General features: G+C 71.6%; 18 protein-coding genes. 12 read left to right on the forward strand and 6 right to left on the reverse strand.

Annotation, left to right across the window (positions count from 1 at the left end; translation table 11 throughout):
• Positions 1 to 22: 22 nt before the first annotated feature.
• Both AWX74_RS16705 and AWX74_RS16710 read left to right on the forward strand, forming a co-directional pair.
• On the forward strand, positions 23 to 1,735 hold the full coding sequence (locus AWX74_RS16705; RefSeq protein ID WP_091277649.1) for an FAD-binding dehydrogenase: 1,713 nt from the start codon (positions 23 to 25) through the stop codon (positions 1,733 to 1,735).
• A gap of 88 nt (positions 1,736 to 1,823) precedes the next feature.
• Positions 1,824 to 2,978 carry an epoxide hydrolase family protein gene (locus AWX74_RS16710; protein ID WP_091277651.1) on the forward strand — a complete coding sequence of 385 codons (1,155 nt, stop codon included), beginning with the start codon at positions 1,824 to 1,826 and terminating at the stop codon, positions 2,976 to 2,978.
• 92 nt (positions 2,979 to 3,070) lie between these two features.
• On the opposite strand, the gene AWX74_RS16715 is transcribed toward AWX74_RS16710, so the two are convergent.
• Positions 3,071 to 4,402, reverse strand: a complete 1,332-nt coding sequence (locus AWX74_RS16715) for a GDSL-type esterase/lipase family protein (RefSeq protein WP_091277654.1) — start codon at positions 4,400 to 4,402, stop codon at positions 3,071 to 3,073.
• Between the two features lie 165 nt (positions 4,403 to 4,567).
• Between AWX74_RS16715 and AWX74_RS16720 the strand changes: the two genes are divergently transcribed.
• The 3 genes from AWX74_RS16720 to AWX74_RS16730 all read left to right on the forward strand — a co-directional run bounded on the left by AWX74_RS16720 (position 4,568) and on the right by AWX74_RS16730 (position 7,606).
• Positions 4,568 to 5,257: a TetR/AcrR family transcriptional regulator gene (locus tag AWX74_RS16720; protein ID WP_091277656.1), complete on the forward strand. Its 690-nt coding sequence runs from the start codon at positions 4,568 to 4,570 to the stop codon at positions 5,255 to 5,257.
• Positions 5,250 to 6,107: a class I SAM-dependent methyltransferase gene (locus AWX74_RS16725; RefSeq protein ID WP_091277658.1), complete on the forward strand. Its 858-nt coding sequence runs from the start codon at positions 5,250 to 5,252 to the stop codon at positions 6,105 to 6,107. Before AWX74_RS16720 ends, AWX74_RS16725 begins: the two co-directional genes overlap by 8 nt.
• A gap of 113 nt (positions 6,108 to 6,220) precedes the next feature.
• Positions 6,221 to 7,606, forward strand: coding sequence for a hypothetical protein (locus AWX74_RS16730; protein WP_091277660.1), 1,386 nt, complete (start codon positions 6,221 to 6,223; stop codon positions 7,604 to 7,606).
• 126 nt (positions 7,607 to 7,732) lie between these two features.
• Here the strand turns inward: AWX74_RS16730 and AWX74_RS16735 are convergent, their stop codons facing one another.
• Both AWX74_RS16735 and AWX74_RS16740 read right to left on the reverse strand, forming a co-directional pair.
• The gene (locus AWX74_RS16735; RefSeq protein WP_091277662.1) at positions 7,733 to 9,415 is read right to left on the reverse strand and encodes a solute symporter family protein; all 1,683 of its coding nucleotides are present in this window, start codon (positions 9,413 to 9,415) and stop codon (positions 7,733 to 7,735) included.
• The gene (locus AWX74_RS16740; RefSeq protein ID WP_091277664.1) at positions 9,412 to 9,840 is read right to left on the reverse strand and encodes a DUF485 domain-containing protein; all 429 of its coding nucleotides are present in this window, start codon (positions 9,838 to 9,840) and stop codon (positions 9,412 to 9,414) included. The genes AWX74_RS16735 and AWX74_RS16740 overlap by 4 nt, the downstream gene beginning before the upstream one ends.
• 345 nt (positions 9,841 to 10,185) lie before the next feature.
• On the opposite strand from AWX74_RS16740, the gene AWX74_RS16750 reads away from it, so the two are divergent.
• Positions 10,186 to 10,671, forward strand: coding sequence for a hypothetical protein (locus tag AWX74_RS16750; protein ID WP_091277668.1), 486 nt, complete (start codon positions 10,186 to 10,188; stop codon positions 10,669 to 10,671).
• Here AWX74_RS16750 and AWX74_RS16755 read toward each other — a convergent pair.
• The 3 genes from AWX74_RS16755 to AWX74_RS16765 form a co-directional block, all read right to left on the reverse strand.
• Complete coding sequence (locus AWX74_RS16755) at positions 10,661 to 12,412, reverse strand: sodium/solute symporter (protein ID WP_091277669.1); 1,752 nt, start codon at positions 12,410 to 12,412, stop codon at positions 10,661 to 10,663. The genes AWX74_RS16750 and AWX74_RS16755 overlap by 11 nt on opposite strands.
• A 25-nt stretch (positions 12,413 to 12,437) precedes the next feature.
• Entirely contained in the window at positions 12,438 to 12,839 is a 402-nt protein-coding gene (locus AWX74_RS16760; protein WP_091277671.1) for a hypothetical protein, read from the reverse strand.
• 128 nt (positions 12,840 to 12,967) lie between these two features.
• Positions 12,968 to 13,804, reverse strand: a complete 837-nt coding sequence (locus tag AWX74_RS16765) for a LytR/AlgR family response regulator transcription factor (protein ID WP_226930822.1) — start codon at positions 13,802 to 13,804, stop codon at positions 12,968 to 12,970.
• A gap of 268 nt (positions 13,805 to 14,072) precedes the next feature.
• Between AWX74_RS16765 and AWX74_RS16770 the strand changes: the two genes are divergently transcribed.
• The 6 genes from AWX74_RS16770 (at position 14,073) to AWX74_RS16795 (ending at position 24,547) form a co-directional block, all read left to right on the forward strand.
• The gene (locus tag AWX74_RS16770) at positions 14,073 to 14,867 is read left to right on the forward strand and encodes an NADPH-dependent oxidoreductase (RefSeq protein WP_091277673.1); all 795 of its coding nucleotides are present in this window, start codon (positions 14,073 to 14,075) and stop codon (positions 14,865 to 14,867) included.
• A 114-nt stretch (positions 14,868 to 14,981) separates the two neighbouring features.
• Entirely contained in the window at positions 14,982 to 15,917 is a 936-nt protein-coding gene (locus AWX74_RS16775; RefSeq protein WP_091277675.1) for an LLM class F420-dependent oxidoreductase, read from the forward strand.
• Between the two features lie 215 nt (positions 15,918 to 16,132).
• The gene (locus AWX74_RS16780; protein ID WP_091277677.1) at positions 16,133 to 17,686 is read left to right on the forward strand and encodes a DUF2397 domain-containing protein; all 1,554 of its coding nucleotides are present in this window, start codon (positions 16,133 to 16,135) and stop codon (positions 17,684 to 17,686) included.
• On the forward strand, positions 17,683 to 18,924 hold the full coding sequence (locus AWX74_RS16785) for a TIGR02678 family protein (RefSeq protein WP_091277680.1): 1,242 nt from the start codon (positions 17,683 to 17,685) through the stop codon (positions 18,922 to 18,924). Before AWX74_RS16780 ends, AWX74_RS16785 begins: the two co-directional genes overlap by 4 nt.
• Positions 18,924 to 23,117, forward strand: a complete 4,194-nt coding sequence (locus AWX74_RS16790; RefSeq protein WP_091277682.1) for a TIGR02680 family protein — start codon at positions 18,924 to 18,926, stop codon at positions 23,115 to 23,117. The genes AWX74_RS16785 and AWX74_RS16790 overlap by 1 nt, the downstream gene beginning before the upstream one ends.
• A complete protein-coding gene (locus AWX74_RS16795) occupies positions 23,114 to 24,547 on the forward strand; it encodes a TIGR02679 domain-containing protein (protein ID WP_091277684.1) in 1,434 nt (477 codons plus the stop codon). The genes AWX74_RS16790 and AWX74_RS16795 overlap by 4 nt, the downstream gene beginning before the upstream one ends.
• Positions 24,548 to 24,549: the final 2 nt, after the last annotated feature.

The raw sequence follows: 24,549 nt of genomic DNA on the forward strand, positions 1-24,549 counted from the left end.
GCCGTGCACGCAGGAGGCGCTCGTGAGCTTCGAGCCTGACGTCATCGTGGTCGGCGCCGGCCTGGCGGGTCTGGTCGCCGCCTACGAGCTGACGAGCGCCGGCAGACGGGTGCTGGTGGTCGAGCAGGAGAACCGTAACAATCTGGGCGGGCAGGCGTTCTGGTCTCTCGGTGGGCTCTTCTTCGTGAACAGCCCCGAGCAGCGGCGCATCGGCATCCGCGACAGCCGCGAGCTCGCCTGGCAGGACTGGCTCGGTTCCGCCGCCTTCGATCGCCCCGCCGACGAGGACGCGTGGGGTCTGCGCTGGGCGCAGGCCTACGTCGACTGGGCAGCCACCGGAAAACGGCAGTACCTGCATGACCTGGGCCTGCGCACGCTGCCGATGGTGGGCTGGGCGGAGCGCGGCGACGGCTCGGCGACCGGGCACGGCAACTCCGTCCCGCGGTTTCACATCACCTGGGGCACCGGGCCGGGGGTCGTGGAGGTCTTCGCCAACCCGGTTCTGGCGGCGGAGAAGAAGGGGCTGGTCCGGTTCGCCTTCCGTCACCAGGTCGACGGGCTGCTCCTCGACGGCCCCGCTGTGGTCGGCGTCCGTGGCAGCGTGCTGGCGCCCGACGACGCCGCCCGTGGGGTCGCGTCGTCCCGGGCCGCGGTCGGGGAGTTCGAGCACCGGGCGTCGGCGGTGGTGGTGACGTCCGGCGGGATCGGGCACAACCATGAGCTCATGCGCCGCTACTGGCCGACCGAGCGGGTCGGCGCGGCTCCCGCGCACATGATCGCCGGTGTCCCCGCCCACGTCGACGGCCGCATGCTCGCCATCGCCGAGAGCGCCGGCGGGCGGGTCGTCAACCGGGACCGGATGTGGGCCTACACCGAGGGCATCCACAACTGGGATCCCATCTGGGCGGATCACGCCATCCGCATCCTGCCCGGGCCCTCGTCGGTGTGGTTCGACGCGGCCGGCCGGCGGCTGACCGGGATGTCCGGCGTGCCGGGAGCGGACTCGATCGGGGCGATGCGGCAGATCCTCGCCACCGGCCACGACTACTCCTGGTTCATCCTGACGCAGTCCATCATCGAGAAGGAGTTCGCGCTGTCGGGCTCCGAGCAGAACCCCGACATCACCGGCCGCGACATCGGGTTCCTGCTCCGCTCGCGCCTCGCGAAGGGCGCGCCCGGGCCGGTCGAGGCGTTCAAGCGGCACGGGGAGGACTTCGTCGTCGCCGACAGCCTGACGGAGCTGGTGGCCGCCATGAACCGGCTCGCCCGCGGGCCGCGGCTGGACCTGGCCGAGATCGAGCGGCAGATCGTCGCCCGCGACCGGGAGGTCGACAACCCGTTCAGCAAGGACGTCCAGATCATGGCGATCCACAACGGGCGCCGCCCCCGGCTCGACCGGTTCCTCCGGGTCGCGAAACCCCACCGGATCCTCGACCCCGCGCACGGCCCGCTGATCGGCGTCCGGCTGAACATCCTGTCCCGCAAGACACTCGGCGGCCTCCAGACCAACCTGGACTCCCAGGTCCTCGCCGCCGACGGCACCCCCGTACCCGGCCTGTACGCCGCTGGTGAGGTCGCCGGCTTCGGTGGTGGGGGCGTGCACGGCTACAACGCGCTGGAAGGCACGTTCCTCGGCGGCTGCATCTTCTCCGGGCGCGCCGCCGGCCGAGCCCTCAGCCGCGGCGAAGCCGGCCGGTCCCACCGAGATCGAAACGGAAAGTCCGCGACGTCGTGACCGCCGGGCGTCGAGGACGGACCCCTGGGTCACCCCGACGGCCCCGGTCTGGTCGCGGCCGACCCGCCACACCTGATATGGATATTTGATGCGAAACGTCGCTGTCGAGCCGTTCACGATCGAGGTGCCACAGCACGAACTGGACGAGCTGCGGCGGCGGGTTCTCGCGACTCGTTGGCCGGAGGAGATCCCCGGGTCCGGTTCGACGTACGGCGCGAACCTGGACGCGGTGCGCGGGCTCGCCCACTACTGGGCGGCCGGATACGACTGGCGCCGCCACGAGCGGGAGCTCAACGGCTTCCCCCAGTTCACCACGGTGATCGACGGCCAGAAGCTGCACTTCCTGCACGTCCGCTCACCGCACGCCGAGGCCCTGCCGCTGGTGCTCACGCACGGCTGGCCCGGTTCGGTCAGCGAGTTCGTGAAGGTCATCGAGCCGTTGGTGGACCCGGTGGGCACCGGCGGCGACCCGGCTGACGCGTTCCACGTCGTGGTTCCGTCCCTGCCGGGGTACGGGTTCTCGGGGCCGACGACGGAGGCCGGCTGGGATGTCCGCCGGACCGCGCAGGCCTTCGACGAGCTCATGGCCCGGCTCGGCTACGACCGCTACGGCGCGCAGGGCGGGGACTGGGGGTCCATGGTGACCCGGCATCTCGGTGCCCTCGCCCCGAAACGCGTCGTCGGCATGCACGTCAACATGCTGCCGGCGTTCCCGTCGGGCGCGCCCGACGACCTGGCCGATCTGACGCCGAACGAGGCCCGGCAGCGGGCCCGCGGCGAGGAGTACATGGCCGCCGGCCAGGGCTATCTGGCCATCCAGTCGAGCCGGCCGCAGACCCTGGCCTACGCCCTGCTGGACTCGCCGGTCGGGCTGCTGGCCTGGATCGCCGAGAAGTTCTGGGCCTGGACCGACCACGACGGTCGCTGGCAGGACGCGATCACTCCGGACGAGCTCCTCACCGACGTCAGCATCTACTGGTTTACCGGCACCGCCGGCAGCGCCGCCCGGATGTACTACGAGTCGATGTCGTCGCTGGCCGTACTCCCCCCGGCGACCCGGGAGGTGCCGCTGGGAGTCGCCAGCTTCCCGGCCGAGATCCTGCTGGGCAGGCGTCGATGGGTCGAGACGGACCACGACCTGCGGCAGTGGAGCGAGTTCGACCGCGGCGGGCATTTCGCCGCGCTGGAACAGCCCGATCTTCTGGTCTCCGACGTCCGGAAGTTCTTCCGGACGCTCAGATAGCAGGTCGGAGCACGAGAACACCGAGAACGCCAGGAACGTCAGGAACACCGAGAACACCGAGAACACCGAGAACGCGGAAGGCGCTGCGGGCGCTATTGCCGGCAGCCGCCGGTGGCGGTGTCGAGCAGGGCGAGGTTCACGGCGTTCGCCATGGCCCGGTAACCCTGCAGGTTGGGGTGGAGGTTGTCGACGGAGGCGTAGTCCGCGCGCAGGACCGCGGGATTCGCGGGATCACGCAGTGCCGCGTCGAAGTCGACCACACCGTCGGCTCGGGTCTGGCCACGGATCCAGGAGTTGACCCGCTGGCGGTGGTCCTCGCTGTTCGGCGCGAGGACGGTGCCGTCGACGAGCGCGTCGGAGGCCGGAAGCAGGGTGCCGAGCCAGATCTTCGCACCGGCCGCGTGGGTCCGCTCGATCAGCTGGAGGTAACCGGCGATGATCTGCTCAGGAGTTGAGCTCGACTGTCCCAGATCGTTGGTGCCCTCCAACACCAGGACGCCGCCGACGCCGGCCTGCGCCAGGGCGTCGATGTCGAAACGGGACAGACCGCTGGGCCCGGCGTGGAACGGCCGCCCGTCGGTGAGCAACTGGTTCCCGCTGATACCGGCGTTGACGACCGAGAGCCCGATCCCGGCGTCGTCCAGACGACGCTGAAGAACATCCGGGTACCGCCCGTTCGCGTCGGCCACGGACGCATCCGCGGGAGCGGTGAGTGCGGTCGCCCCGACGAAACCATCGGTGATCGAGTCACCGAACGCGACGACGGAACGGATGCCGGCGGGTGCCATGACGTCGACCCCGTCGACGAACAGCCAGGCACCGGTGGTCGCGGTGAAACCGGCGCCGCCGGGCTGTGTGCTGAGATCACCGCTGCGTGCCGCCGAATAGTAGGACGTCGCATTGGCGTTCCAGTGCTTCGTGGGACCGTTCACCACGCCAGGGACAAAGATGCTCACCGCGAGCGGCGTGAACGCGGAGAAGGTGAGCGTGACCGGGTCGCTTGTCACGTCCTGGCCGGAGGGAACCGTCACGGACGGCGCGGTCCCGAACGTCACCGGCACGACGCCGGCCACCGCCGCGCCGTTCGTCCGCACCCCGACCGTGACCCGGCCGAACGTCACCGCTGACGAGCCGAAACGGTTCGACAGATGGATCCGAAGGCTGGACCCGCCCAGGTGGGGAGTCACCACCATGCGTGCTGTCTGATCCGTGAGCGCCGAGGGTGAACGCCCCCCGGTGGCATCCACCGCAACGAGCGAGTCGGTGGGGCTTGCGGCCCAGCTGGCCACCCAGTGGGATCCCGGGCAGTCCGTGTTCACGGTGGCCACTGCGGCCGTCTCGGGACCGGTGAGAACGGCGGCCGCGAGCGTGGCGAGCGCGACGAGCGCCGAGACCGCCGCGGAAGTCGGCCGGCGTCTCCCCATGAACCGCACGCCCTCCCTGTCTCCCGCGTGAAGGTTTCACGCCGGCCACACCTTTTTCAGGCTGAAAACCCCGGCAGCCCTGGATGGTGCGTGGCATTCGGATCGTAGGATGCTCGATTGAGAACGGAAAGAGACCTTGGGTCTCACCGCGAGTACCATGCCGTCATGTCGCAGCGAGGCCACCGCCCCTTATCCGCGCCGCGGCGAACGGATGCCCGGCGGAACCGAACGGCCATCCTTCGGGCCGCGGACGAGGCATTCACCGACAACTCGCCGCGGCTGGTGCCACTCCACGAGATCGCGCAGCGGGCGGGCCTCGGCCGGGCGACTGTCTACCGCTACTTCCCGGACCGGCGGGCGATGGCGGTGGCGGTGGCGGAGGAGTATTTCGAGGCGTTGCGCCACGCTGTCGAAGCGGCGGAGGAGGAAGGCCGTTCGTTCCGGGACCTGCTGCACTGGGCGGCGACCACGATGACGTCCATGCGTCCGCTGGTCGCGCTCATGCGTGAGCTCCCGGAGCACGACCAGCAACGGTATTTCGAGCGATGGATCGGCATCCTCACCCCGGCCCTGCACCGGGCGCAGCGTGACGGAGATGTCCGTCCGGATGTCACCGCAGCCGACCTCGCGCTCATTCTCATCTCGCTCGACCTCGCGGCCACCGCCAGTGCGCAGGCCCCCCACATCACTGCCATCACCGGCGGGGCAGCCGACACGACCAGCGCGTCCCGCGACGACGGGCAGCGCGACGACGAGCAGCGCGACGACGAGCAGCATGCCGCCGCCATGCGGAAGCTGGTCACGGTCATGCTTGACGGATTGTTCACACAGCCGAACACGGAACCGAATGGATAGTCAGCGGATTCTCCGGTACGCCGATGACGTGCTCGGCGGCCCGGACGAGGCCGAACGCAGCCGGCTCGCGGCCATGGCGGAGGTCTGCGACCCGACGACGACGCGCATTCTCGACGAGCTCGGCGTCGCCGCCGGCTGGCGATGCCTGGAGGTGGGTGCCGGCGGTGGCTCGATCGCCGCGTGGCTCGCCGACCGCGTCGCCGGCCTGTCCGCCGCGGGCAAGACCGTCGGAGGTGGGCCCGTCGCGGGTGAGGTCATCGCGGGTGAGGTCATCGCGACCGACGTCGACACCCGTCATCTGACGGAGCTGGTCGCACCGCGGCTGACCGTCCTTCGGCACGACATCACCCGGGATCCGTTGCCGGGCGGCCGGCCGTTCGATCTCGTCCACGCCAGGTTCGTGCTGGAGCATCTGCGCGAACGGGAGGCGGTTCTCGACCGCCTTCGCACCTGGCTGAAGCCCGGCGGGGTCCTCGTGCTGGAATCACTCGCCGGGTTTCCCGTCGATTCGTCACCACACCCGGCGTTCCGCGAGGCCATGCTCGGCATCGAGCAGGTGCTCGCGAAGACCATCGGCACCGATTCCACCTGGGCGCGTCGGTTCCCGGAGCCGCTGCGCAGCCGGGGCCTCGTCGAGGTCGGAATGACCGTCCATCTGCCGACGACCGGCGGTGGGAACGCCTCGGCGCGCTGCTGGACCCTGACACTGAACCGACTGCGTCCCCGCATCCGTGATCTTCGGCTTGCCTCCGACGCGGCGCTGGACGAGGCGCTCGACCGGCTCGCCGACCCGTCCTTCTTCGACGTCGGTTTCGCCACGGCCATCGCCTGGGGCCGGGCCCCCGGGTAACCACGCCGACCGAAGAACTCCGGGTCCGGCAATGTCATGAATCCGGTTTGCTCGCACCTCTATGGTGTGAGATCGGGGGCGGGCCGGGCGCCCGAGGTCGAGGGGGATCAGGCATGTTTGGATTCGAGTTTCAGACCGCGAACGCGTTCGAGGCGATTCCCACAGGCTTTCCGATTCCCGCGGGGCCCGGTATAAGGGAGCGGGAGACGGCCTGGCGGCATGATGCCACCGGGACCACGCTGGAGGGTGACGAGTCCCGTCGCCCGAAGGCCAGCGCCGATCTGGAGTTCGTCACCCCGGCGCGGGCCACCGTCAGGGAGGCGGTCACGGCGGCCCAGGCCGCCGTTGATCTCGCCAGGGCGCTGCAGGAGGAATCCCGGCGCGGGTCAGGCGCTGTGCTCTACAGACGGGGCGACGTCACGGCGGGCGGCGTGTGGCTGAAGGACTGCGCGATCAGGTTCTACGACGACGGCTTCCACGCGCAGGCGCAGGGGACGGTGGGCGTGCCGCTCGCCGGGTTCGAGGCCCTGCTGTCCAAGGTCTGGGAGCGGAGCAAACGGCGCGACCAGGTGAAGCGGGAAGTCGACAGGATGGCGCCGTTCGCTGAGCTGCCCGGCTATCAGGCCGCGAAGGCGTTCCCGAGCCTGCGCGGTTTCCTGACCGCCTGCCATCTCTTCCTGCTTCGGGCGACCGACGCGGAGCCGGGTTGTTTCGATGATCCGTACGGGGTGAACGCGGACCTCACCGACAGCACGGCGTATTTCGACTTCAGTGGCAACGCGTCCGTCCGAGCTGTCAACCAGCGGGTTCGCAAGCTGCCGGCACCGCCGGCGACCTGCCGCGTCCTGGTCAACTCGGACTCCCCGAAAAGCATGTTCGCGGTGTTGCACCGCACCGACTTCCACTCGATGTTCCGGTCCCTGTCGGAGCCCGAGCGCGAGATCCTGGCCCGGCCCGCGACCGAGGTGCTCTGGCCCGCGAACCAGGGTGACATCAACCAGGTTCGGCTGTTCCCGTTGCCCTACCGCATCGATCCCGCCGCGGCCGACGTCCGGGCCCGGCTGGACATCGACGGGGTGGAACTGGACGAGTGGAAGCCGGCGAAGAAACCGGAGAAGGACCTTGTCCGCGGCCCGGTCACCTGGACGCTCCTGGAGCACGGTCCGACGGTCGCGCAGTGGTGGGAGTCGGTGAGGTTCGGTGACACCCGCCGCGACGGGCTCCGCAAGGACGTCGCCTCCCCACCACCCGGCTTCCGCGGCCGGGACCGGCAGTATCTCGATCGGTTCCCGCAGTCGCAGGAGGACAAGACGGCCTACTACGGCATGGGCGCGTTCCCGATGGATCACGACGAGGCGACGGGTGCGGGACTCGCGGTCTTCGAGTACCGGGACCTCATGGCCGACATCGACGTCCCGGTATGGGACGACCTGAGCTTCGACAGGTGGGTCGGCGTCGTCGAGGTGTTCGCGAAGCACTACCTGCCGAAGCTGGGCTGAATCCGGCGGGGCCCCGGCCCCGGCGACCCGGGCACCTGGGCTCGCTGATGGTCTTCTCACTACCGTGGAGCACCAGCGGGCCCAGGTCCACCGGTCGGGCCGGCCAGCCCGACCGGTGGACCTGGATCAGTGGGCCGCGGCCGTCGCCTTCTCCGCGCCGGCACCGGTCAGCGACCGGACCTCCATCTCGGCGAACTTCTCCGCGTTGAGCGGTTCGCGGGAGGTCACCGAGCCGAGCCAGCCGAGCAGGAACGCCAGCGGGATCGACACCAGGCCCGGGTTCTCCAGCGGGAACCAGGAGAAGTCGACCGAGGTGTCCTTGATCATGGATGCGCTGGCGCCGGTCGCGTCCACCTTGCCGGAGACGACCGGGGAGAACGCGATCAGCACGATCGCCGAGGTCAGGCCGCCGTAGATGCTCCACAGCGCCCCGCGGGTGGTGAAGCCCTTCCAGAACAGCGAGTACAGGATCGTCGGCAGGTTCGCCGACGCGGCGACCGCGAAGGCCAGCGCCACCAGGAAGGCGATGTTCTGGTCCTTGGCGAAGATGCCGCCGACGATCGCGACGACGCCGATGACGACGGCGGTGATCCGGGCGACCTTCACCTCCGACTCCGGGTCGGCGGCACCCTTCTTGATGACGTTGTTGTAGACGTCGTGTGCGAACGACGCGCTCGCGGTGATCGTCAGGCCGGCGACGACCGCGAGGATCGTCGCGAATGCCACCGCCGCGATGATGCCGAGCAGGAACGTCCCGCCCAGTTCGAAGGCGAGCAGCGGCGCCGCCGAGTTCGCCTTGCCCGGGGCCGCGTTGATCTTGTCCGCCCCGACCAGGTACATCGCGCCGTAGCCGAGCACCAGGGTGAACAGGTAGAAGCAGCCAATGATCCAGATCGCCCAGACGACGCTGCGCCGGGCCTCCAGGGACGACGGCACGGTGTAGAAGCGCATCAGCACGTGCGGCAGGCCCGCGGTGCCGAGCACCAGCGCCAGCGAGAGCGACACAAAGTCGATCTTGGTGAGGTTCGAGATGCCGTACTTGACTCCCGGGTCGAGCACCGCCTCGCCCTTGGGGCTGGCCGCCACCGCGTCGCCGAGCAGCGACGACAGGTCGAACCCGGCCTTGCCGAGCACCCAGAAGGTCATCACCGCGGCACCGACGACCAGCAGCACCGCCTTGATGATCTGGACGTAGGTCGTCCCCTTCATCCCGCCGACGAGGACGTACACGATCATCAGGACGCCGACGACGGCGATCGTCACGTTCTGTCCGGTCTCACCCGAGACGCCGAGCAGCAGGTTGACCAGGCCGCCGGCACCGGGCATCTGCGCGAGCAGGTAGAAGAAGCTCACCGCCAGGGTGGAGGCCGCCGCCGCCGTCCGGATCGGTCCCTGCCGCAGCCGGAAGCTCAGGACGTCCGCCATCGTGTAACGGCCGGTGTTGCGCAGCAGCTCCGCGACCAGCAGCAGCGCCACCAGCCAGGCGACGAGGAAGCCGATCGAGTAGAGGAAGCCGTCGTAGCCCTGCAGCGCGATGGCCCCGGCGATACCGAGGAACGACGCCGCCGAGAGGTAGTCCCCGGAGATGGCGATGCCGTTCTGCCGCCCGGAGAAGGCCCGACCGCCGGCGTAGAAGTCGGCGGCGGTCCGGTTGCCGCGCGACACCCTGATGACGATCACCAGTGTGATCACGACGAACAGGGCGAAGATCGTGATGTTGACCGCCGGCTTGCCGACGGTGTCGGCGGCGAGCAGCGCCGACCCCGGCGAGACGGTGGTGCCGGCGGCGGCCGCACCGAGCGCGCTCATGCCGGCTGCCCCGTCTCGGCGAGCCGCCCGGTCTCCGCCGGCCGGCCGGCCTCGAAGCGGGCACGCAGCGCCTCGGCGGCGGGGTCGAACGTCCGCCCCGCCCAGCGGGCGTAGATCATCGTGATCGCGAACGTCGAGACGAACTGGCCGAGCCCGAACAGCAGCCCGACGTTGATGTTCCCGAACAGCTCGTGACCCATGAACCCGGGCGCGAACGCGGCAAGCAGAACGTAAAGGAAGTACCACACCAGGAACAGCGCGGTCAGCGGGAAGACGAACCGGCGGAACCGACGCCGAAGGTCGGCGAACTCGGCGCTGCGCTGGATCTCCGCGTAGGTGGGTGCGGATGCCGGCCCGGTCCCAGCTCCTAACGCCCCACTGGTCGTCGCGCCGTCATCGCCCGGCGCGAGCTGCGTCGTACTCACGGTCTCCCCTCTCGGTGCGGTCCGTCCCCCGGTTGACGACAGGTGATCTCCCTGTCGCCTCCGGACGACTGTCACGGCCGCGCACCTGCCCGTGAAGGCACCACGCCGGGCGCTGCGACCGGCGGCACCCGTGGGGCGTTCGACGGTCCGCGGACCGTCGACGAACGGTCCCTTTCCCGCGACGAACGGCGCCGCGACGTTCCGATCGATCACCTGGCGGGAGAGCTGATCGTTTAATATGCGACGGGTGTCGGCTACGTCGCACCTGGCTTGTTGTCCCTCACCCGGCGGAGCCTGCCGGCGGACGGTGCCCGGGGGCGGCGCCCGTTTCCGGAGGCCTGAGGCGTGATCGACGTGGTGGTCAGCGCGGTTCTCGGCGCTGTGGTCGGGTCGGGCCTCACCATCTTCGGCTCGTATGTGCAGCTACGGATGAATCGCGCGGAAGAGCGACACAGCGTGGCCCGAGAGGTCGTCAAGGGCCTCTGGCTGGAACTTCACGAGCGTCAGCAGAGCATCCACGGGCGGCAGCTCGGCAGCCCCGGGTGGCGACGGGCCTTCGACGCCGACGTCACCGAGCTCGCGGCCCGCATCGCGCAGCTCGCGATGATCACCCGGCCGCAGGACCAGTACGGCCCGCGGCTCCTGATGCTGTCCGACATCCTGCGCGGCGTCGCGGGGAGTCGGGGCAACGAGGATCGCGACCTCTGTCATGCCGCGATCGACGTCATCGTCTACGCGCAGTGGATCTGCGCCGCCACACTGACGGGAGATCCGCAGCCTGCGGAACCCGCACGTCTGCCCGAATACCGCGAGCAGTTCGTCAGAGGCTAGTGGCCGTCCGCCTGTTCATCGGTTGGGTCGCGAGCGCCAGCCGCTCGGGGGCGTGCAGGCGCACCAGTACCCGCGCCGCGTCGGCCGGGGCCGATCCCGGGGTGAGCAGCGAGACGGCGATCGTGACCACGAAGGCCAGCGGTACCGTCCACGCCGCCGGCTGGGCCAACAGCACGCCCGCGACCCCGGGGACGTCCATGCCCGTCATCGTCACGATCACCGCCGTGCCGGCCAGCAGGCCGCCGGTGGCCAGGCCCGCCAGCGCACCCGCCGCGGTCAGCCGCCGCCACCAGATGCCGAGGACCAGCAGCGGGCAGAACGTCGACGCCGCCATCGCGAACGCGAGGCCGACCGTGTCGGCGAGGCCCACCCGCACCGTCAGCAGGGACAGCGCGGCCGGCACCACGACAGCGATCAGCGAGCCGGCCCGGAAGCCGGCGACACTCGCGCGGGCCCGCCCGCGTAGCAGGTCCTGGCTGAGGACACCGGCGACGGAGACTGTCAGCCCGCTCGCCGTCGACAGGAAGGCGGCGAACGCGCCGGCCGTCACCAGCGCCGACATCGCCTCGCCCCATGGGGCCGGCAGCATCCGCTCCGGCAGCAGCAGGACGACCGCGTCGGTGCGTCCGGTGAGCAGCAGGTCGGGGGCGTAGATCCGGCCGAGGGCGGCGTAGACCGGTGGGAACAGGTAGAACACCCCGAGCAGCCCGACGACGACCGCGGCGGTCCGCCGGGCCGCCCGGCCGTCGGGATTGGTGTAGAAGCGGACGATCACATGCGGGAGCCCCATCGTCCCCAGCAGCAGGGCGAGCAGCAGTGAGTACGTCCGGTACACCGGGTGGTCGTCGGCGCCGTCGGCCGCGACGGGTGCCACCCAGCTCGCACCGTCGCCGGCCGGGACGTCCTCGGCACGCGGCACCACGGCACCGGCCGGGATGACGATGGTCGTCCCGGCGCCGAACGTCAGCTGGCCCGGCGCCGGCAACGGCAGCGCGCCCCGGGCCGGCGCCCCGTCGACCGTCCCGTCGACGGTGAGGGTGACCGGGACGTCCACCTGCACCCGGACGGGGTCGGCCAGCGTGACCGTGATCGTGTCGGCGGCGACCGGCGGCCGGTCGGCCACCGGGTCGGGAGCGCCGTCGGCGCCCCACGCGACGATCAGGAGCAGCGCGGGGAAGGCGATCGCGGTCAGCTTCAGCCAGTACTGGAACGCCTGCACCAGGGTGATGGAGCGCATCCCGCCGGCGGCCACGCTCGCCACGACGACGACGGCCACGACCGTGGAGCCCACCCAGCTCGGGGCGCCGGAGACGGTGCGCAGCGTCAGCCCCGCGCCGCGGAACTGGGGCAGCAGGTACAGCCAGCCGATGCCGACGACCAGCAGCGACGCGGCCCGGCGCACGGCCGGCGACGACGTCCGGATCTCGGCGAAGTCGGGCAGCGTGTAGGCGCCGGAGCGGCGCAGCGGAGCCGCCACGAGCACCAGCAGCACCAGATACCCGGCGGTGTAGCCGACGGGGTACCAGAGCATGTCGGTGCCGGCGGCGAGCACCAGGCCGGCGACCCCGAGAAAGCTGGCCGCGGACAGGTACTCGCCGCCGATCGCCGAGGCGTTCCAGCGCGGGCTGACCATGCGGCTCGCGACATAGAAGTCGCTGGTGGTGCGGGACAGCCGCAGCCCCAGCGCACCGACGGCGACGGTCGCCGCGCAGACGAGGACGACCGCGATCGCCTGGGTCACCGGATCAGTCCGGCGGTGGCCGGCATCAACGGTCGCTGTCGCGGTCGCTGCTGCAGGGATAGCCGTCGCCGTCGCCGGACAGCAGGTCCGTGAAGTCCGCCTCCATCCGCTCCACCCGCCGGACGTACCAGGCGGCCGCCGCGAGCAGCAGCGGATGCACCGCCACACCGAGCAGCAGCCAGGGCAGCGGCAGCCCGGCGACCCGGGCCGACGACAGCGCGGGCACCAGCGTGAAGACCACCGGCACCGCCGCCAGCGGCAGGGCCACCACGCCGAGCACACCGAGCGCGAGTCGGCGCTGTACCCGCAGCAACGAACGCAGGTAGACCTCGCGCACCCCGGTCGACTCGTCGACGTCCCGGGCGGCGTGCGGCCGCGGGGCCGGCCTGGCGACGGCCGCCGACATCCGTGGGGAGGTGACCCGCACCCGCGGTGAGTGTCCGCCTCGGCCCGGCGGCCCGCACAGCCCCGGCGCCCCCGGCGGCCCAGAGGTCCCGCGCGGCCCGGGCTCCACCAGAGCCGACGGGCCGAGTGGGTCTGGTGACCCGGCCGCGGTCAGGTGGCACGCTCCCGGCCTCGGCTCTGCTCCCGGCTGCTCTGTTCCCGGCCGGGGTCTCGGCTCGGGTCTCGGCCGGGGCTCGCGGCCCGGACCAGCCGGTCCCGCAGCTCCCGGGTGTGGCGGCGGCTGACCGCGAGCACCCGCTCACCGATCCGCACCGAGCAGCGGCCCTCGTCGCTGTGCAACTCGTCGACCGCGCCGAGGGCGACCAGCGCGCTGCGGTGGATCCGGACGAAGCCCGCCGCCGCCCACCGCTGTTCCAGCGTGGTCAGCGGAACCCGCAGCAGGTGGGATTCGGCCGAGGTGTACAGCCGGACGTAGTCACCGTGGGCGATCACATAGGTGACCTCGGAGCGGTGGACGAACCTGGTCACCCCGCCGAGCTCGACGGCGATCGTCTCGTCGTCGTCGGCCGGGGTGGCGTCGCGGCTGCCGGCGGCGTCCAGCACCCGGCGGACGGCCTCGCCCAGCCGTTCCGGCCGCACCGGCTTGAGCAGGTAGTCGGTGGCCCGCACCTCGAAGGCGTCGATGGCGTGCCGGTCGTAGGCGGTGACGAACACGACCTGCGGGCGCTCGGAGAACCGGGCCAGCACCCGGGCGAGGCCGAGCCCGTCCAGGCCCGGCATCCGGATGTCGCAGAAGACCACGTCGAAGGGCACGGTGTCGAGCAGGCGCAGGGCCTGCTCCGAGCTGCCCGCCGCGCAGACCTGGCCGACCCTGGCGTCCTGTTCGAGTAGCCAGCGCAGTTCGGCGAGCGCGGGCGCCTCGTCGTCGACCACCAGGGCACGTAACCTAGCGCCGGCGTCCCGGGCCCGCTGCCGTGCCACGACCATGATCCGTACCTTACGACGAGGTGCGCGTCACACGCGAGAGCCGCGGGTCATCTCCTGTCGCAGGTCAGCAGGTCGGCCTGCCAACAGGTCGGCCGGGCGATCCCGGGTGGGCCGTGGCCGGAGTTCCCTCCGCCCGGAGCTGCCGGAGTAACCAGCTTCTCGGGGGTCAGTCGGTCATCGGCAATCTACAATAAGTCGATCGAGAATATGATTTTACTGTTGGTCGCCCGCTCCACACCACTGACGACTCCTGTGAGGTCCGCGCCCGATGCCTGCCGCCGCCCGCTACGGCGATCCCGCCGCGAAGCTCGACGCGATCAACGACGTGCTCAGGGTGCAGCTCGCGCATCGCTCGGTCCGCAGGTTCGGGCCACGCGACGTCAGTGACGATGAGCTGGCCGCCATCGTGACCGCGGCACAGTCCGCGTCGACGTCGTCCAACCTGCAGGTGTGGAGCGTCGTCGCGGTGCGCGACCCGCAGCGCCGGGCCCGGCTGGCCGCGCTCGCCGGGAACCAGGCGTTCATCGCGCAGGCCCCGCTGTTCCTGGTCTGGATCGCCGACCTCAGCCGGGTGCACCGGCTGGCCGAGCGGGCCGGGACGCAGGTCGGCGCCGTGGACTACCTGGAGACCACGATCGTCGGCTTCGTCGACACGGCGCTGGCCGCCCAGAACGCCGCGGTCGCCGCCGAGTCGTTCGGCCTGGGCACCGTGTTCGTCGGCGCCGTCCGCAACCAGCCCGAGGAGATCGCGGCCGAGCTGGGCCTTCCGCCACACGCGGTCGCCGCCTTCGGGCTGGCCGTCGGCACACCCGACCCCACCGAGGCGGCGGACGTCAAGCCGCGGCTGCCGCGGGAGGCGGTCCTGCACCGGGAGCGCTACGACGTCGCCGCGGACGCGCACATCCAGGCCTACGACGAGCGGCTGTCCGCCTACAACGCCCGGTTCGGCCTCGACGGCAACTGGAGTGACCGGGCACTGTCCCGCCTCGCCGGCCCGGACTCGATGGCGGGCCGCCACCGGCTGCGCGAGATCCTCGAACGCCTCGGCCTGCCCTCGCGCTGACGACCCCGACCAGAGCCTGAGACGAGCCGCAACCGGGGGCGCCGGAGCCGGACACGTGCCGCGGCCGGCGCTCCCGTCCGTCGCGGCACCGAACGAGTTTGACAGGGTAGGTACATGGATCTCCGAGTGTTCATCGAGCCTCAGCAGGGCGCTTCCTACGCGCAGCAGCTCGCCGTGGCCCGGGCGGCGGAGGAGGGAGGGTTCGACGCCTTCTTCCGCTCCGACCACTATCTGCGGATGGGCCCGGGCAGCCCGCTGCCGGGGCCGACCGATTCCTGGATCACCCTGGCAGGCATCGCCCGGGAGACCAGCCGCATCCGGCTGGGCACCCTGGTGACGTCCGCGACCTTCCGGCTGCCGGGTGTGCTGGCCATCTCGGTCGCCCAGGTCGACGAGATGAGCGGCGGACGGGTCGAGCTGGGCCTTGGCGCCGGGTGGTTCACCGAGGAGCACGCGGGCTACGGCATCCCGTTCCCCGCCACGACCGAGCGGTTCGACCGGCTGACCGAGCAGCTCGCGATCATCACCGGGCTGTGGGGGACACCCGTCGGTGAGTCGTTCTCCCACCAGGGCGAGCACTACACGCTGACCGACAGCCCGGCGCTGCCCAAGCCCGTCCAGCGGCCCCACCCGCCGATCATCATCGGTGGCCACGGTGCGACCCGGACACCGGCGCTCGCGGCCCGGTACGCGTCCGAGTTCAACGTGCCGTTCGCCTCGGCGGACCGGACCGCGGCCCAGTTCGCCCGGGTCCGCCAGGCCGCCGAGACCGCCGGCCGGAACCCGGACGAGCTGGTCTACTCGGCCGCCCTGGTGCTGTGCTGCGGCCGGGACGAGGCGGAGCTGAAGCTCCGTGCCGAGCGGATCGGCCGGGACCTGGGCGAGCTGCGGGAGAACGGCCTGGCCGGCACCCCGGCCGAAGTGGTCGAGAAGCTCACCGCCTACGGCCCGGGCGGCGCCGGCGCCAGCCGGATCTACCTGCAGCTGCTCGACCTGACCGACCTCGACCACCTGGCGCTGGTCGCCGCCGAGGTCGCGCCGCACCTCTGACCGGGACCAGCCTCGATCTGGTCCTCGCTGGTCACCGGCCCGATCACCGCCGCGGGCGGCGGGCTGGCCGAGTCGTCGCGAGCGATCTCTGCCAGCCCGCGTCCCAGCGGCCGTGATCTCGTGATGCCAGGCGATGGCGCAAGGACCACCTGGGAACACGCAGAAATGTCGGATCCGCGAGTTACCGTCCTCTGGAACCACTCCGAGGGGGGATCGTGGAGGAGAACGGGGGCAGCGCAGCAGAGGGCGAATCCGCTGTGCAGGACACGGCGGCCAGGCGTGCGCTGTTCAGCTACCTCACCGCCGAGGCCGCCGATGACTACATGGCGGTGATGCGGCTCTTCAGCGAGACGCTGCTGGCGGACCTGTCCGCGGCCGAGGTCGCCATGCAGCTGGTCGAACGCGGCCGTGAGCTCGACGCGGACACCGTCGAGACCCGGTGCCGGCAGTTGGTCATCTGGGGCAACCTTGTGCCGTCTGTACGTGAGACACGCGTGCGCACAGTCGCCGCGTACCACCGTTCCCGATCCCGATACCAGGTCTCGAAGCTGGGCGGCCGGCTCCACCGCGAGGCCGAGGAGATCATGCGGGCCACGGAGGGTGCTCGGGAGGTCGCGCGCGAACTGCTCGCGCGTGTCGCGGAAACCCTGCGGCTGATTCTTCTGCAGGTCTCCTACCGCGAACGCCCGATCGATTCCGAGCTGCTTGCCGGCCAGGTCACCGGTGTGTTCAACGATCACCGCCTGTTTCACGAGTCCGTCACGGACTTCTACGCCTACCTGTCCGGCGTCCTGACCCGTTATGACCTCGCCGGTGAGGAATACGCCCAGTTCAAGAACCTCCTGCTCGACTACGTTGACCTGATCGGTGCCGACGTCTCACGGAACGCGCCGGAGATCCTCGGCCAGCTGAAGACGCTGCTTGCCCCGTCCCTCATCGACACCCTGCTCGAGAATCTGCCCGAGCCACCGGCGACGGGCGATGCTCTGATCGTCGTTGAACGTCTGCCAGGGCGTACCCGTGAGGAATGGGAGCAACTCGCCGCGTGGTACGGGGCGTCGAGCGTCCGTTCCGGCCCGGAACAGCTGCGCGTCGCGGCTCGCCAGGCGCTCGGCCAGCTGATCGCGAACGCGAAGCGGATGCTCGCCGCATCCGGGACCGGAGTTTCGCGTCGTGCCGACCTGCTCAAACTCGCCGGCTGGTTCCACGGCGCGGACAGCGAGACCGCACACCTCCTTTTCGACGCGGCTTTCGGTGCGTATCCGGCGCGCCACCTGCTGCTCGGGCCCGAGGAACAGGACCTGCGGGCTGGGCCGAGCACGTCGTGGTGGGTAGCCGCGCCCGTTGACGTCCCGGTGTCGCTGCGGGAGCGCGGTGATCGCACCGTGCGGGGCCGGGCGTCCCGGGTACCCGACACGAAGGAGCAGACCGATCTGCTGATGAACGCGGCGCGGGAACGTGCGCAGGCCCGGGAGGCAGCGGCCGCGGAGCTGCTCGCGGCCGGCTCGTTGCATCGCAGCCGGCTCAGCCGAGCCGCCCGTGACCTGCTGCTCGAGCTGCTACCCCCGGTACTCAGCGCCACGGCCGGCGGTGAGGCGGAGGCCGACCACCACGCCTCGGATCTGAGGCTTGCGTTGCGCGGTGTTCCGGCACGCGGCCAGCTGACGGTGATCAACGGTGACGACGGAACACTGACGGTTGACGGCCTTCTGCTGTCGGTCGTCCCGCTCGCCGGCCCCGGCCGGGCGCGTACGGCGGCGAGCGCATGAGGCCCACACCCGAGACGGGCACCGCGGCCAGCTCGGCGCGGGAACGAGTCGAGGCGGCCCGCGCGCTGCTGGCACACCCGGTGCTGACCGCCGCGTCGCATCCCGACGAGCTGTCGTTCGTCCGCCTGCACGCCCCCGCGCTGCGCGGCATGTTCAAGGCGCAGCTGGGCTATGTGCTCGTCGTCGAGGCGTCGTTCGCCCGCCTGTTCAAGGCGCCGCTGGCACCCGGCGCACCCTCCCGGCCCGCGCGGCGCCGCGACAACAGTCCGTTCGCTCCGGTCACCTACACCCATCTGGCTCTGCTCTGCGCCGCGCTGCTCGCTCCCGGAACCGGCGAGATGATCCTCATCTCCGCGCTGATCGAGCAGGTGCGTGCGGACGCGGCGACCATCGGCGTGCCCATCGGCGACACGCTGCCGGAGCGCCGTGCCCTGGTCACCGCCGTCGAGCTGCTGGTCCGCTGGGGAGTGCTGATCGAAGCCGATGGCACGGCCATGGCCTGGGGCGAACGGCAGATCGAGGAGGCTCTGCTCCATGTCGCCCGTAACCAGCTGCCGCATCTGCTCGCCCGCTCGCTGACGGGTGTTGCCACCCCGGACGAGCTGCTCGCACCCGACCCACAGGCGGCTGAGCAACCGCGGCGCTCGCTGCGCCGTCGGCTGGTGGAAAGCCCGCTCGTCCGTCGCGAGGATCTCACCGATGCCGAGCGCGACGTGCTCTCCCGCGAACGCTCCGAACTGACCCGGGCGCTGGCCGAGAACTTCGGCCTCACCCTGGAGGTACGCGCGGAGGGCGCGCTCGCCTACGACGCCACCGGCTCGCTGACGGACGAGCCCTTTCCCGGCACGGGCACGATCAGGCAGGCGGCGCTGCTCCTGGTCGGCGCGCTGCTCGCGGAGCTGGAGCCGCGGCCCGGTGACACCGCCGTACTGCGCGATGGGCGCGCGGTCGCCGGTCTGGTGGTCGGCTGGCCCGACGTGGAGGCCACGCTGGCCCGGTTGTCGTCCCAGTACGGCAAGGCATGGAGCTCGGATGCGCTCGACGACCCCCGGCTGCTGCGGGACTCGGTCGCGGCGACGCTCGCGGAGGTCGGCCTGGCGTCGATCCTGCCCGGCGGGTTGGTGATCCATGCGGCAGCTGCCCGCTACCGCCCCCAGCCGATCATCGCCCCGCCGACCCGCGCGGCCCGCCGCCTGGACAAGGGGCGGGCGGCCTACCACCCGGAGCTGGAGCTGTGATGCAGCAGACTCTCGCCCTCACCGAGGGCACCGAGGACAGGTTCGGCCCGACACCGATCAGACGTCATCCCTATCGCTGGCGGCTGTCCCGCGCCGGTTTCGTGAACGTGTGGCACTACTACGACAACACCTTCGACCTCTCCGGCGGCCGGCTGATCCTCCGCGGCACGAACGGTTCGGGCAAGTCCCGGGCGCTCGAGATGCTGCTGCCGTTCCTCCTCGACGCGGACCGGCGCAACATGGGCACCGGGACGGCGGTCCGCATGGAGGACCTGATGACCGCCGGTGCCGGGGAGCAGACGAACCGCCTCGGCTACATGTGGCTCGAACTGCGTCGGGACGTCGAGGCCGACGAGGACCCGGCCAGCGGATACCTGACCCTGGGAGCCCTTGTCCGGTTCTCGGCGAGCACGAAGGAAGCCAAGGTCTGGTACTTCACGACGGCACTGCGAGTGGGGCACGAGCTGTCGCTGCTCACCGCCGACCGCAAGCCGCTCGGCCGCAAAGAACTGGGCCAGGCCGTCGGCGAGGACCGGATCAGCGACGGACCCGAGCCGCACCGCGAACGGGTACGCGCCGAGGTCTTCGGCCTGACGGGCGGCGATGCCAGCAAGGAACGCTTCAACGGGCTGATGAAACTCCTGCACACCCTGCGTTCCCCGGACGTCGGCAACCGGATCGAGGAAGGCAGACTCCCGCAGATCGTCTCCGACGCCCTGCCGCCGCTGTCCGAGGAGGCACTGACGGACGCCGGTCAGCAGCTCGACGGCCTGACCAGCACCCGTGACGAGCAGCAACGGCTCGAAGCCGCGCACGGGCAGGTCGTGGCGTTCCTCGACAGCTACCGCAGGTACGTGGCCGGGGTGCTGACCCGGTCGCTGACCGGAACCAGGCAGCGTGCGGCGAGCTGCCTCGAGACCGAGGCCGAGGCGGTGCGCAGGCGCGCGATCGCCACCGGCCTCGAGTCCGAGCTCCTCGAGACGCTGGAACGGCGTCAGTTTTTGGCCGACCAGGTCTCCGAACTCGCGGCGGCACTGGAGGCGCTCAAGGAGTCGGACTGTTATCGCGGTGCGAAGGAGCTCACCGAGCTGAGCGCGACGGTCAGTTCGCTCGCCGAGACCGCCCGGGCCAAGCTGGAGTTGGCCCAGCTGCGTCGAGAGGGCGAGGTGGAGCTGGTCGGCGCGGCGAACGCCCTGCTCACCGACATGTCGACCGCGGTCGACGAGCTTTCCGAGCGGATCGACCAGGCCCGCGACCAGCTGACCAGGGTGCGGCTCACCGCCCATGAGCTGCCCGCGTCGGTCGGTCTGGTCCGGACGCCCCCGGAGCGACGGAGCGAACTTGTTCGCGTCTATCGGGACGCACCGCCCGTCCCGACGCTCCGGCCGGCGGCGGACGTGCCGCGCCTGGTCCCGGCGGATCTGATCGGCCTGCGGGCCGCGGCGGGCAGCTTGCGGGAGGCCGCGGACCTGCGGGCCGCGCGTGCCACCAGCCGCGTCGCGGACGCCCGGCAGCTGTCCGACGACCGGGCCGGCGTTCAACGGGCCGTGGAGACCGCGGACGACGCGGCCGTCGAGGCGGAGACCGCGGCGAGCCGCGCCGAGCAGCAGGCCGACGAGCGCGACCGAGAGGCTGTCGGCCTGGTCGAGAGCTGGCGGGCCTGGCTGGGGAACCCCGGAACGGGAGATCTCCTGGGCGACGTGGACTGGTCCGCCCAGCCGAGCCTCGGCCCGTTGCTGCTGGATCGGCTGGTGCTGTGCGGCACCGAGGCGGACGGCCCGGTCGACCTCTCCGAGCTCGACCGGGCCGCGGACGACGCCGCCGCCGGTGCCCGGGACCGACTGGCGGGCGAACTGCATCGGCTCGACGCCGACGACACGGCGGACCGGCGTGTGGTCGAGCTGCTCGTCACCGAGCGGCGGCAGCTTGAGGCGTCCCGCGACGACCCGCCGCTCGAGCCGTTCTGGGTCACCGCCGTTCGAGGCGCCGCCCTGTGGCAGTGCGTTGACTTCGCACCCGGCCAGTCCGCAGACGAGCAGGCCGGGATCGAGGCGGCGCTGCTCGCCTCGGGCCTGCTGACCGCCACCATCGACGCCCGCGGCCAGCTGACCGCCGCCAGCGGCCAGCTGCTCGTCTCGCCGATCGGCCCCCGGGCCGCCGTCTCCGTGGCCGCAAAGCTGGTGCCCGACCCGGCTGGACCGATCGAACCCGGGGTGATCAGCGCGCTGCTGGGACGGATCGGTCTGGCCGACCCGTCCGCCGCCATGTGGGTCGCGCCCGACGGCAGCTGGGCGAACGGCCCGCTGCGAGGCCGCCACACGGTTCCGGCCCCACGGCACATCGGCGCCGCCGCCCGGGAGGCCCACCGGGTCCAGCGCCTGCGTGAGATCGGCGCGGAGCTCGAGGAGCTGGCCGCGGCGGCGCGGGCGCGGGTGGAACGGTGCGCCCGCGTCGAGGAGCGCAAGAAGGCGATCCGGGGCCACCTGCGGTCGGCACCGCGGTCGAAGCCGCTCAGCGACGCCCGGGTCCGGGCGGCCTCCGAGGAGCGGCAGGCGACCCAGGCCGCGACGAAGGCCGCCAGACTCCGGGCGAAGGCCGACCGGCTGGCCATCGCGCTGGCCGAGAGTGAGAAGGCGCATCGCGCCGCCTGCGCCGAGTTCGGCCTGCCTGTTGACGCCGACTCACTGGTCGACCTGGCGCGTGCCGCGACCGTTGCGGCCGGCACCTGCGGGGCGGTGATCGGCCAGGTCGACGTCCTCACCGGCCTGGCGGAGCGACACCAGCGGGCGGTGGGCGCCCTGGCGGCCGCGGCCGAGCCGCGGGGGCGGGCCGAGGGCGACGCGGAGCTCGCCTGGAACGAGTGGCACACCGGCGACACCCGGATCCAGGCGCTGCGTAGGGCGCTGGGGGCCGACCCCGCACGGGTCCTCGAGGAGCTCAAGGCCATCGAGGCTAGCCAGGTCGCGGCGAAGCGGAAACTCGGCGCCGCGGAGACGGCCGTCGGCGAGCTGCGGACCACCGCCGCGACCGCGGCCGCGCAAGCCGACAACGCCGATCAGAAGGTCCGCGACGAGCAGGCCGCCCTCGCCGAGCAGGTGGACGCCGTGCGGGCGCAGCTCGGGCAACCCGGTGTCGTCGCCTCCGCGTTCACGGCGAAGCCCGCCGAACCGTTCGCCGACCACACCGCCCGGGCCGTCGCCGCGGACGCCGCCGAGCTGCTGGCCGGCCTGCGCAGGTCGCGGATCGAGGAGAACGCGCTGATCCGCGCCCAACAGGTGTTCGACCGGGAGATCGCAGCCAGCTACGAGGTGATCGTCACCAGGCACAGCGAGGTCCTGCTCTACGAACTGGCCGACGCGGACGGCCGCCGGCCGCTCGTCGAGGCCGCCGCCGACCTGGCGCGGAAGTGCGACCAGGGCCGGGAGGCACTGACCGAACGCGAACAGCGGGTGTTCACCGAGTTCATCCTCGGTGAGGTCGGGGAGGAGCTCCGCGGCCGGCTGTACCAGGCGGAGGATCTCATCACCGCGATGAACCGCAGCCTGCGGTCCATCCAGACCAGCCACGGCATCGGCGTCCGGCTCACCTGGAAGCTCGCCGCGGACAACGACGCCGCTGTCAGCCGGATCAGGCAGCTCGTCATGACCGCTGCGTCGGTTCGCAGCCAGGCTCAGGACGCCGAGCTGCTCGAGCTGCTGCGCGAGAGGGTCGCCGCGGAGGCGCTCGCCGAACCGAACGCCGGATACGCCCTGTTCCTACGGAAGGCGCTGGACTACCGCACCTGGCACACCGTGGAGGTCATCATCACCGGGCCGGAGCCGGGCCAGGAACGCCGGATCAGCCGGCGTGCGAAGCTCTCCCAGGGCGAGACCCGGTTCGTCTCCTACGTGACACTGTTCGCCGCGGTCGACGCGTACCTGTCGGGCCTCGACGACACCGCCACCGCACTGCGGCTCATCCTGCTCGACGACGCCTTCGCCAAGGTCGACGATCCGACGATCGCCGAGCTGCTCGGTCTCCTGGTCCGCCTCGACGTCGACTTCGCGATGACCGGCCATGCGCTGTGGGGATGCGTGCCGCAGGTGCCTGCCCTGGACATCTACGAGATCTGCCGCCAGGACGGCGGCGGCCCGGCCGCGACGGTGCACGTGCGCTGGGACGGGCGTAACCGCCACTTCCTCCACTCCGCATGACGTCCCCGCCCACGGGCGCGCTGCCCGCGCAGGTACAGGCCTATCTCGAAGCGCCCGTGCTGCGGCCCCTGTGGGTCGCGGCACGGTTCCGACTGGAACGCAATGGTCTGCAGGCGACCGGAACCCTCAAAGTGGACCTGGACGAGACCGCCGCCGCGCAGCTGTCCGGGCTGCTGGGCGTCCGGGTCACGGCCGGGACGAAGCGTCCCGTCGGACTCGCCGAACTCGACGCCGCACTGCGGTGTTCGAAGGCGGGCCGGGGCCTGGTGTCGGTTCTGGAGCACCTCGACGGCCGCCCCCTGCACGACCGGACCGCCGCGCGCCGCGCCACCGACGAGCAGTGGGCACAGGCCTGGCGGGGGCTCGACGAGGCGCTGGCCATCGCGGGCCTCGCCGGGGTCCCCTGGGTCTCGGGCTGGATCGCGGATCTGAGGCGCACCGGCATTCTGACGCGCGCCGGAGCAGACACCGCGGGCCGCGCCCTGGCCTGCGCCGCCAGCACCCTCGGACTGTTGGCCCGCACGTCGGCGACGGGCCTCAGGACAGGCTTCAGGACGGGCCTGGAGACGGGCCCCGAGACGATGTCGGCCGGACCGTTCGGCGGCGACGACCCCGTGGGCTGGGAGATCGCCTCCCTCGCGACCGCGACGACGGGTGACGCTCATGGCCTGGACGACTCGCGGCTGACGGCGGCGGCCGTTCTTCGGGCCGCGGCGATCGCCTCAGGCCGCCCGGCGCCGTTGACCTCTGCACAACGGCGCGAACTGTGGCACGCCCTCGGCGTCGCCACCGACGGCGTGTCCGGCACGGTCCTGGTCTGGTCGCTTCGGCCACCTGGCGACGACGCCTGGTCGGCGATGATGCGCCAGCGCCGGGACCTCGGCCTCGTCACCCACCTCACGCTGCATGAACTCGGGCGCGCCGGTGAGGTCGCCCTGGGCTCACCGGACCAGACGGTGTCGATCTGCGAGAACCCGCAGGTTCTGCAGGCCGCTGCCCGGGCCGGGGCGCCAGCTCCGCTGATCTGCCTCTCCGGCAGTCCAGCGGAGGTCGGGACACAGCTGGTACAGGCCCTCGTCCGTGGCGGTGTCCCGGTGCGCTACCACGGGGACTTCGACTGGCCAGGGATCGCCATCGCGGGGCGCGTCCTCGCGCTGGGAGCGGTTCCGTGGAGGCTGTCCGCGAGCGACTACCTGGGGGCGGTGGCAGGCGTCGAAGCCTCCGGGGGCGTCCCGCTCGCGGGCAGCCCGGCCGCGACTCCGTGGGATCCCGACCTGGCTACGGCGATGGGCCGCACGGGGGTCGCTGTCCACGAGGAGTACCTGCTCGACATCCTCATCGCCGACCTCATGCACGACACGGACGCCAGAGCGGCGGAGTGTGACGTCCATCCTGCCGCCGCGCCGGCTGCCCTTCCTCGAACAGGGTGAGC

This window comes from Parafrankia irregularis (assembly GCF_001536285.1).
Classification (GTDB): Bacteria; Actinomycetota; Actinomycetes; order Frankiales; family Frankiaceae; genus Parafrankia; species Parafrankia irregularis.

Excerpts from the sequence above, each read along its gene's own strand:
- AWX74_RS16710 (WP_091277651.1), top strand. The coding sequence starts at position 1,824 with ATGCGAAACGTCGCTGTCGAGCCGTTCACGATCGAGGTGCCACAGCAC.
- AWX74_RS16715 (WP_091277654.1), bottom strand. The coding sequence starts at position 4,402 with ATGGGGAGACGCCGGCCGACTTCCGCGGCGGTCTCGGCGCTCGTCGCG.
- AWX74_RS16720 (WP_091277656.1), top strand. The coding sequence starts at position 4,568 with ATGTCGCAGCGAGGCCACCGCCCCTTATCCGCGCCGCGGCGAACGGAT.
- AWX74_RS16725 (WP_091277658.1), top strand. The coding sequence starts at position 5,250 with ATGGATAGTCAGCGGATTCTCCGGTACGCCGATGACGTGCTCGGCGGC.
- AWX74_RS16730 (WP_091277660.1), top strand. The coding sequence starts at position 6,221 with ATGTTTGGATTCGAGTTTCAGACCGCGAACGCGTTCGAGGCGATTCCC.
- AWX74_RS16735 (WP_091277662.1), bottom strand. The coding sequence starts at position 9,415 with ATGAGCGCGCTCGGTGCGGCCGCCGCCGGCACCACCGTCTCGCCGGGG.
- AWX74_RS16765 (WP_226930822.1), bottom strand. The coding sequence starts at position 13,804 with ATGGTCGTGGCACGGCAGCGGGCCCGGGACGCCGGCGCTAGGTTACGT.
- AWX74_RS16770 (WP_091277673.1), top strand. The coding sequence starts at position 14,073 with ATGCCTGCCGCCGCCCGCTACGGCGATCCCGCCGCGAAGCTCGACGCG.
- AWX74_RS16775 (WP_091277675.1), top strand. The coding sequence starts at position 14,982 with ATGGATCTCCGAGTGTTCATCGAGCCTCAGCAGGGCGCTTCCTACGCG.
- AWX74_RS16785 (WP_091277680.1), top strand. The coding sequence starts at position 17,683 with ATGAGGCCCACACCCGAGACGGGCACCGCGGCCAGCTCGGCGCGGGAA.
- AWX74_RS16790 (WP_091277682.1), top strand. The coding sequence starts at position 18,924 with ATGCAGCAGACTCTCGCCCTCACCGAGGGCACCGAGGACAGGTTCGGC.
- AWX74_RS16795 (WP_091277684.1), top strand. The coding sequence starts at position 23,114 with ATGACGTCCCCGCCCACGGGCGCGCTGCCCGCGCAGGTACAGGCCTAT.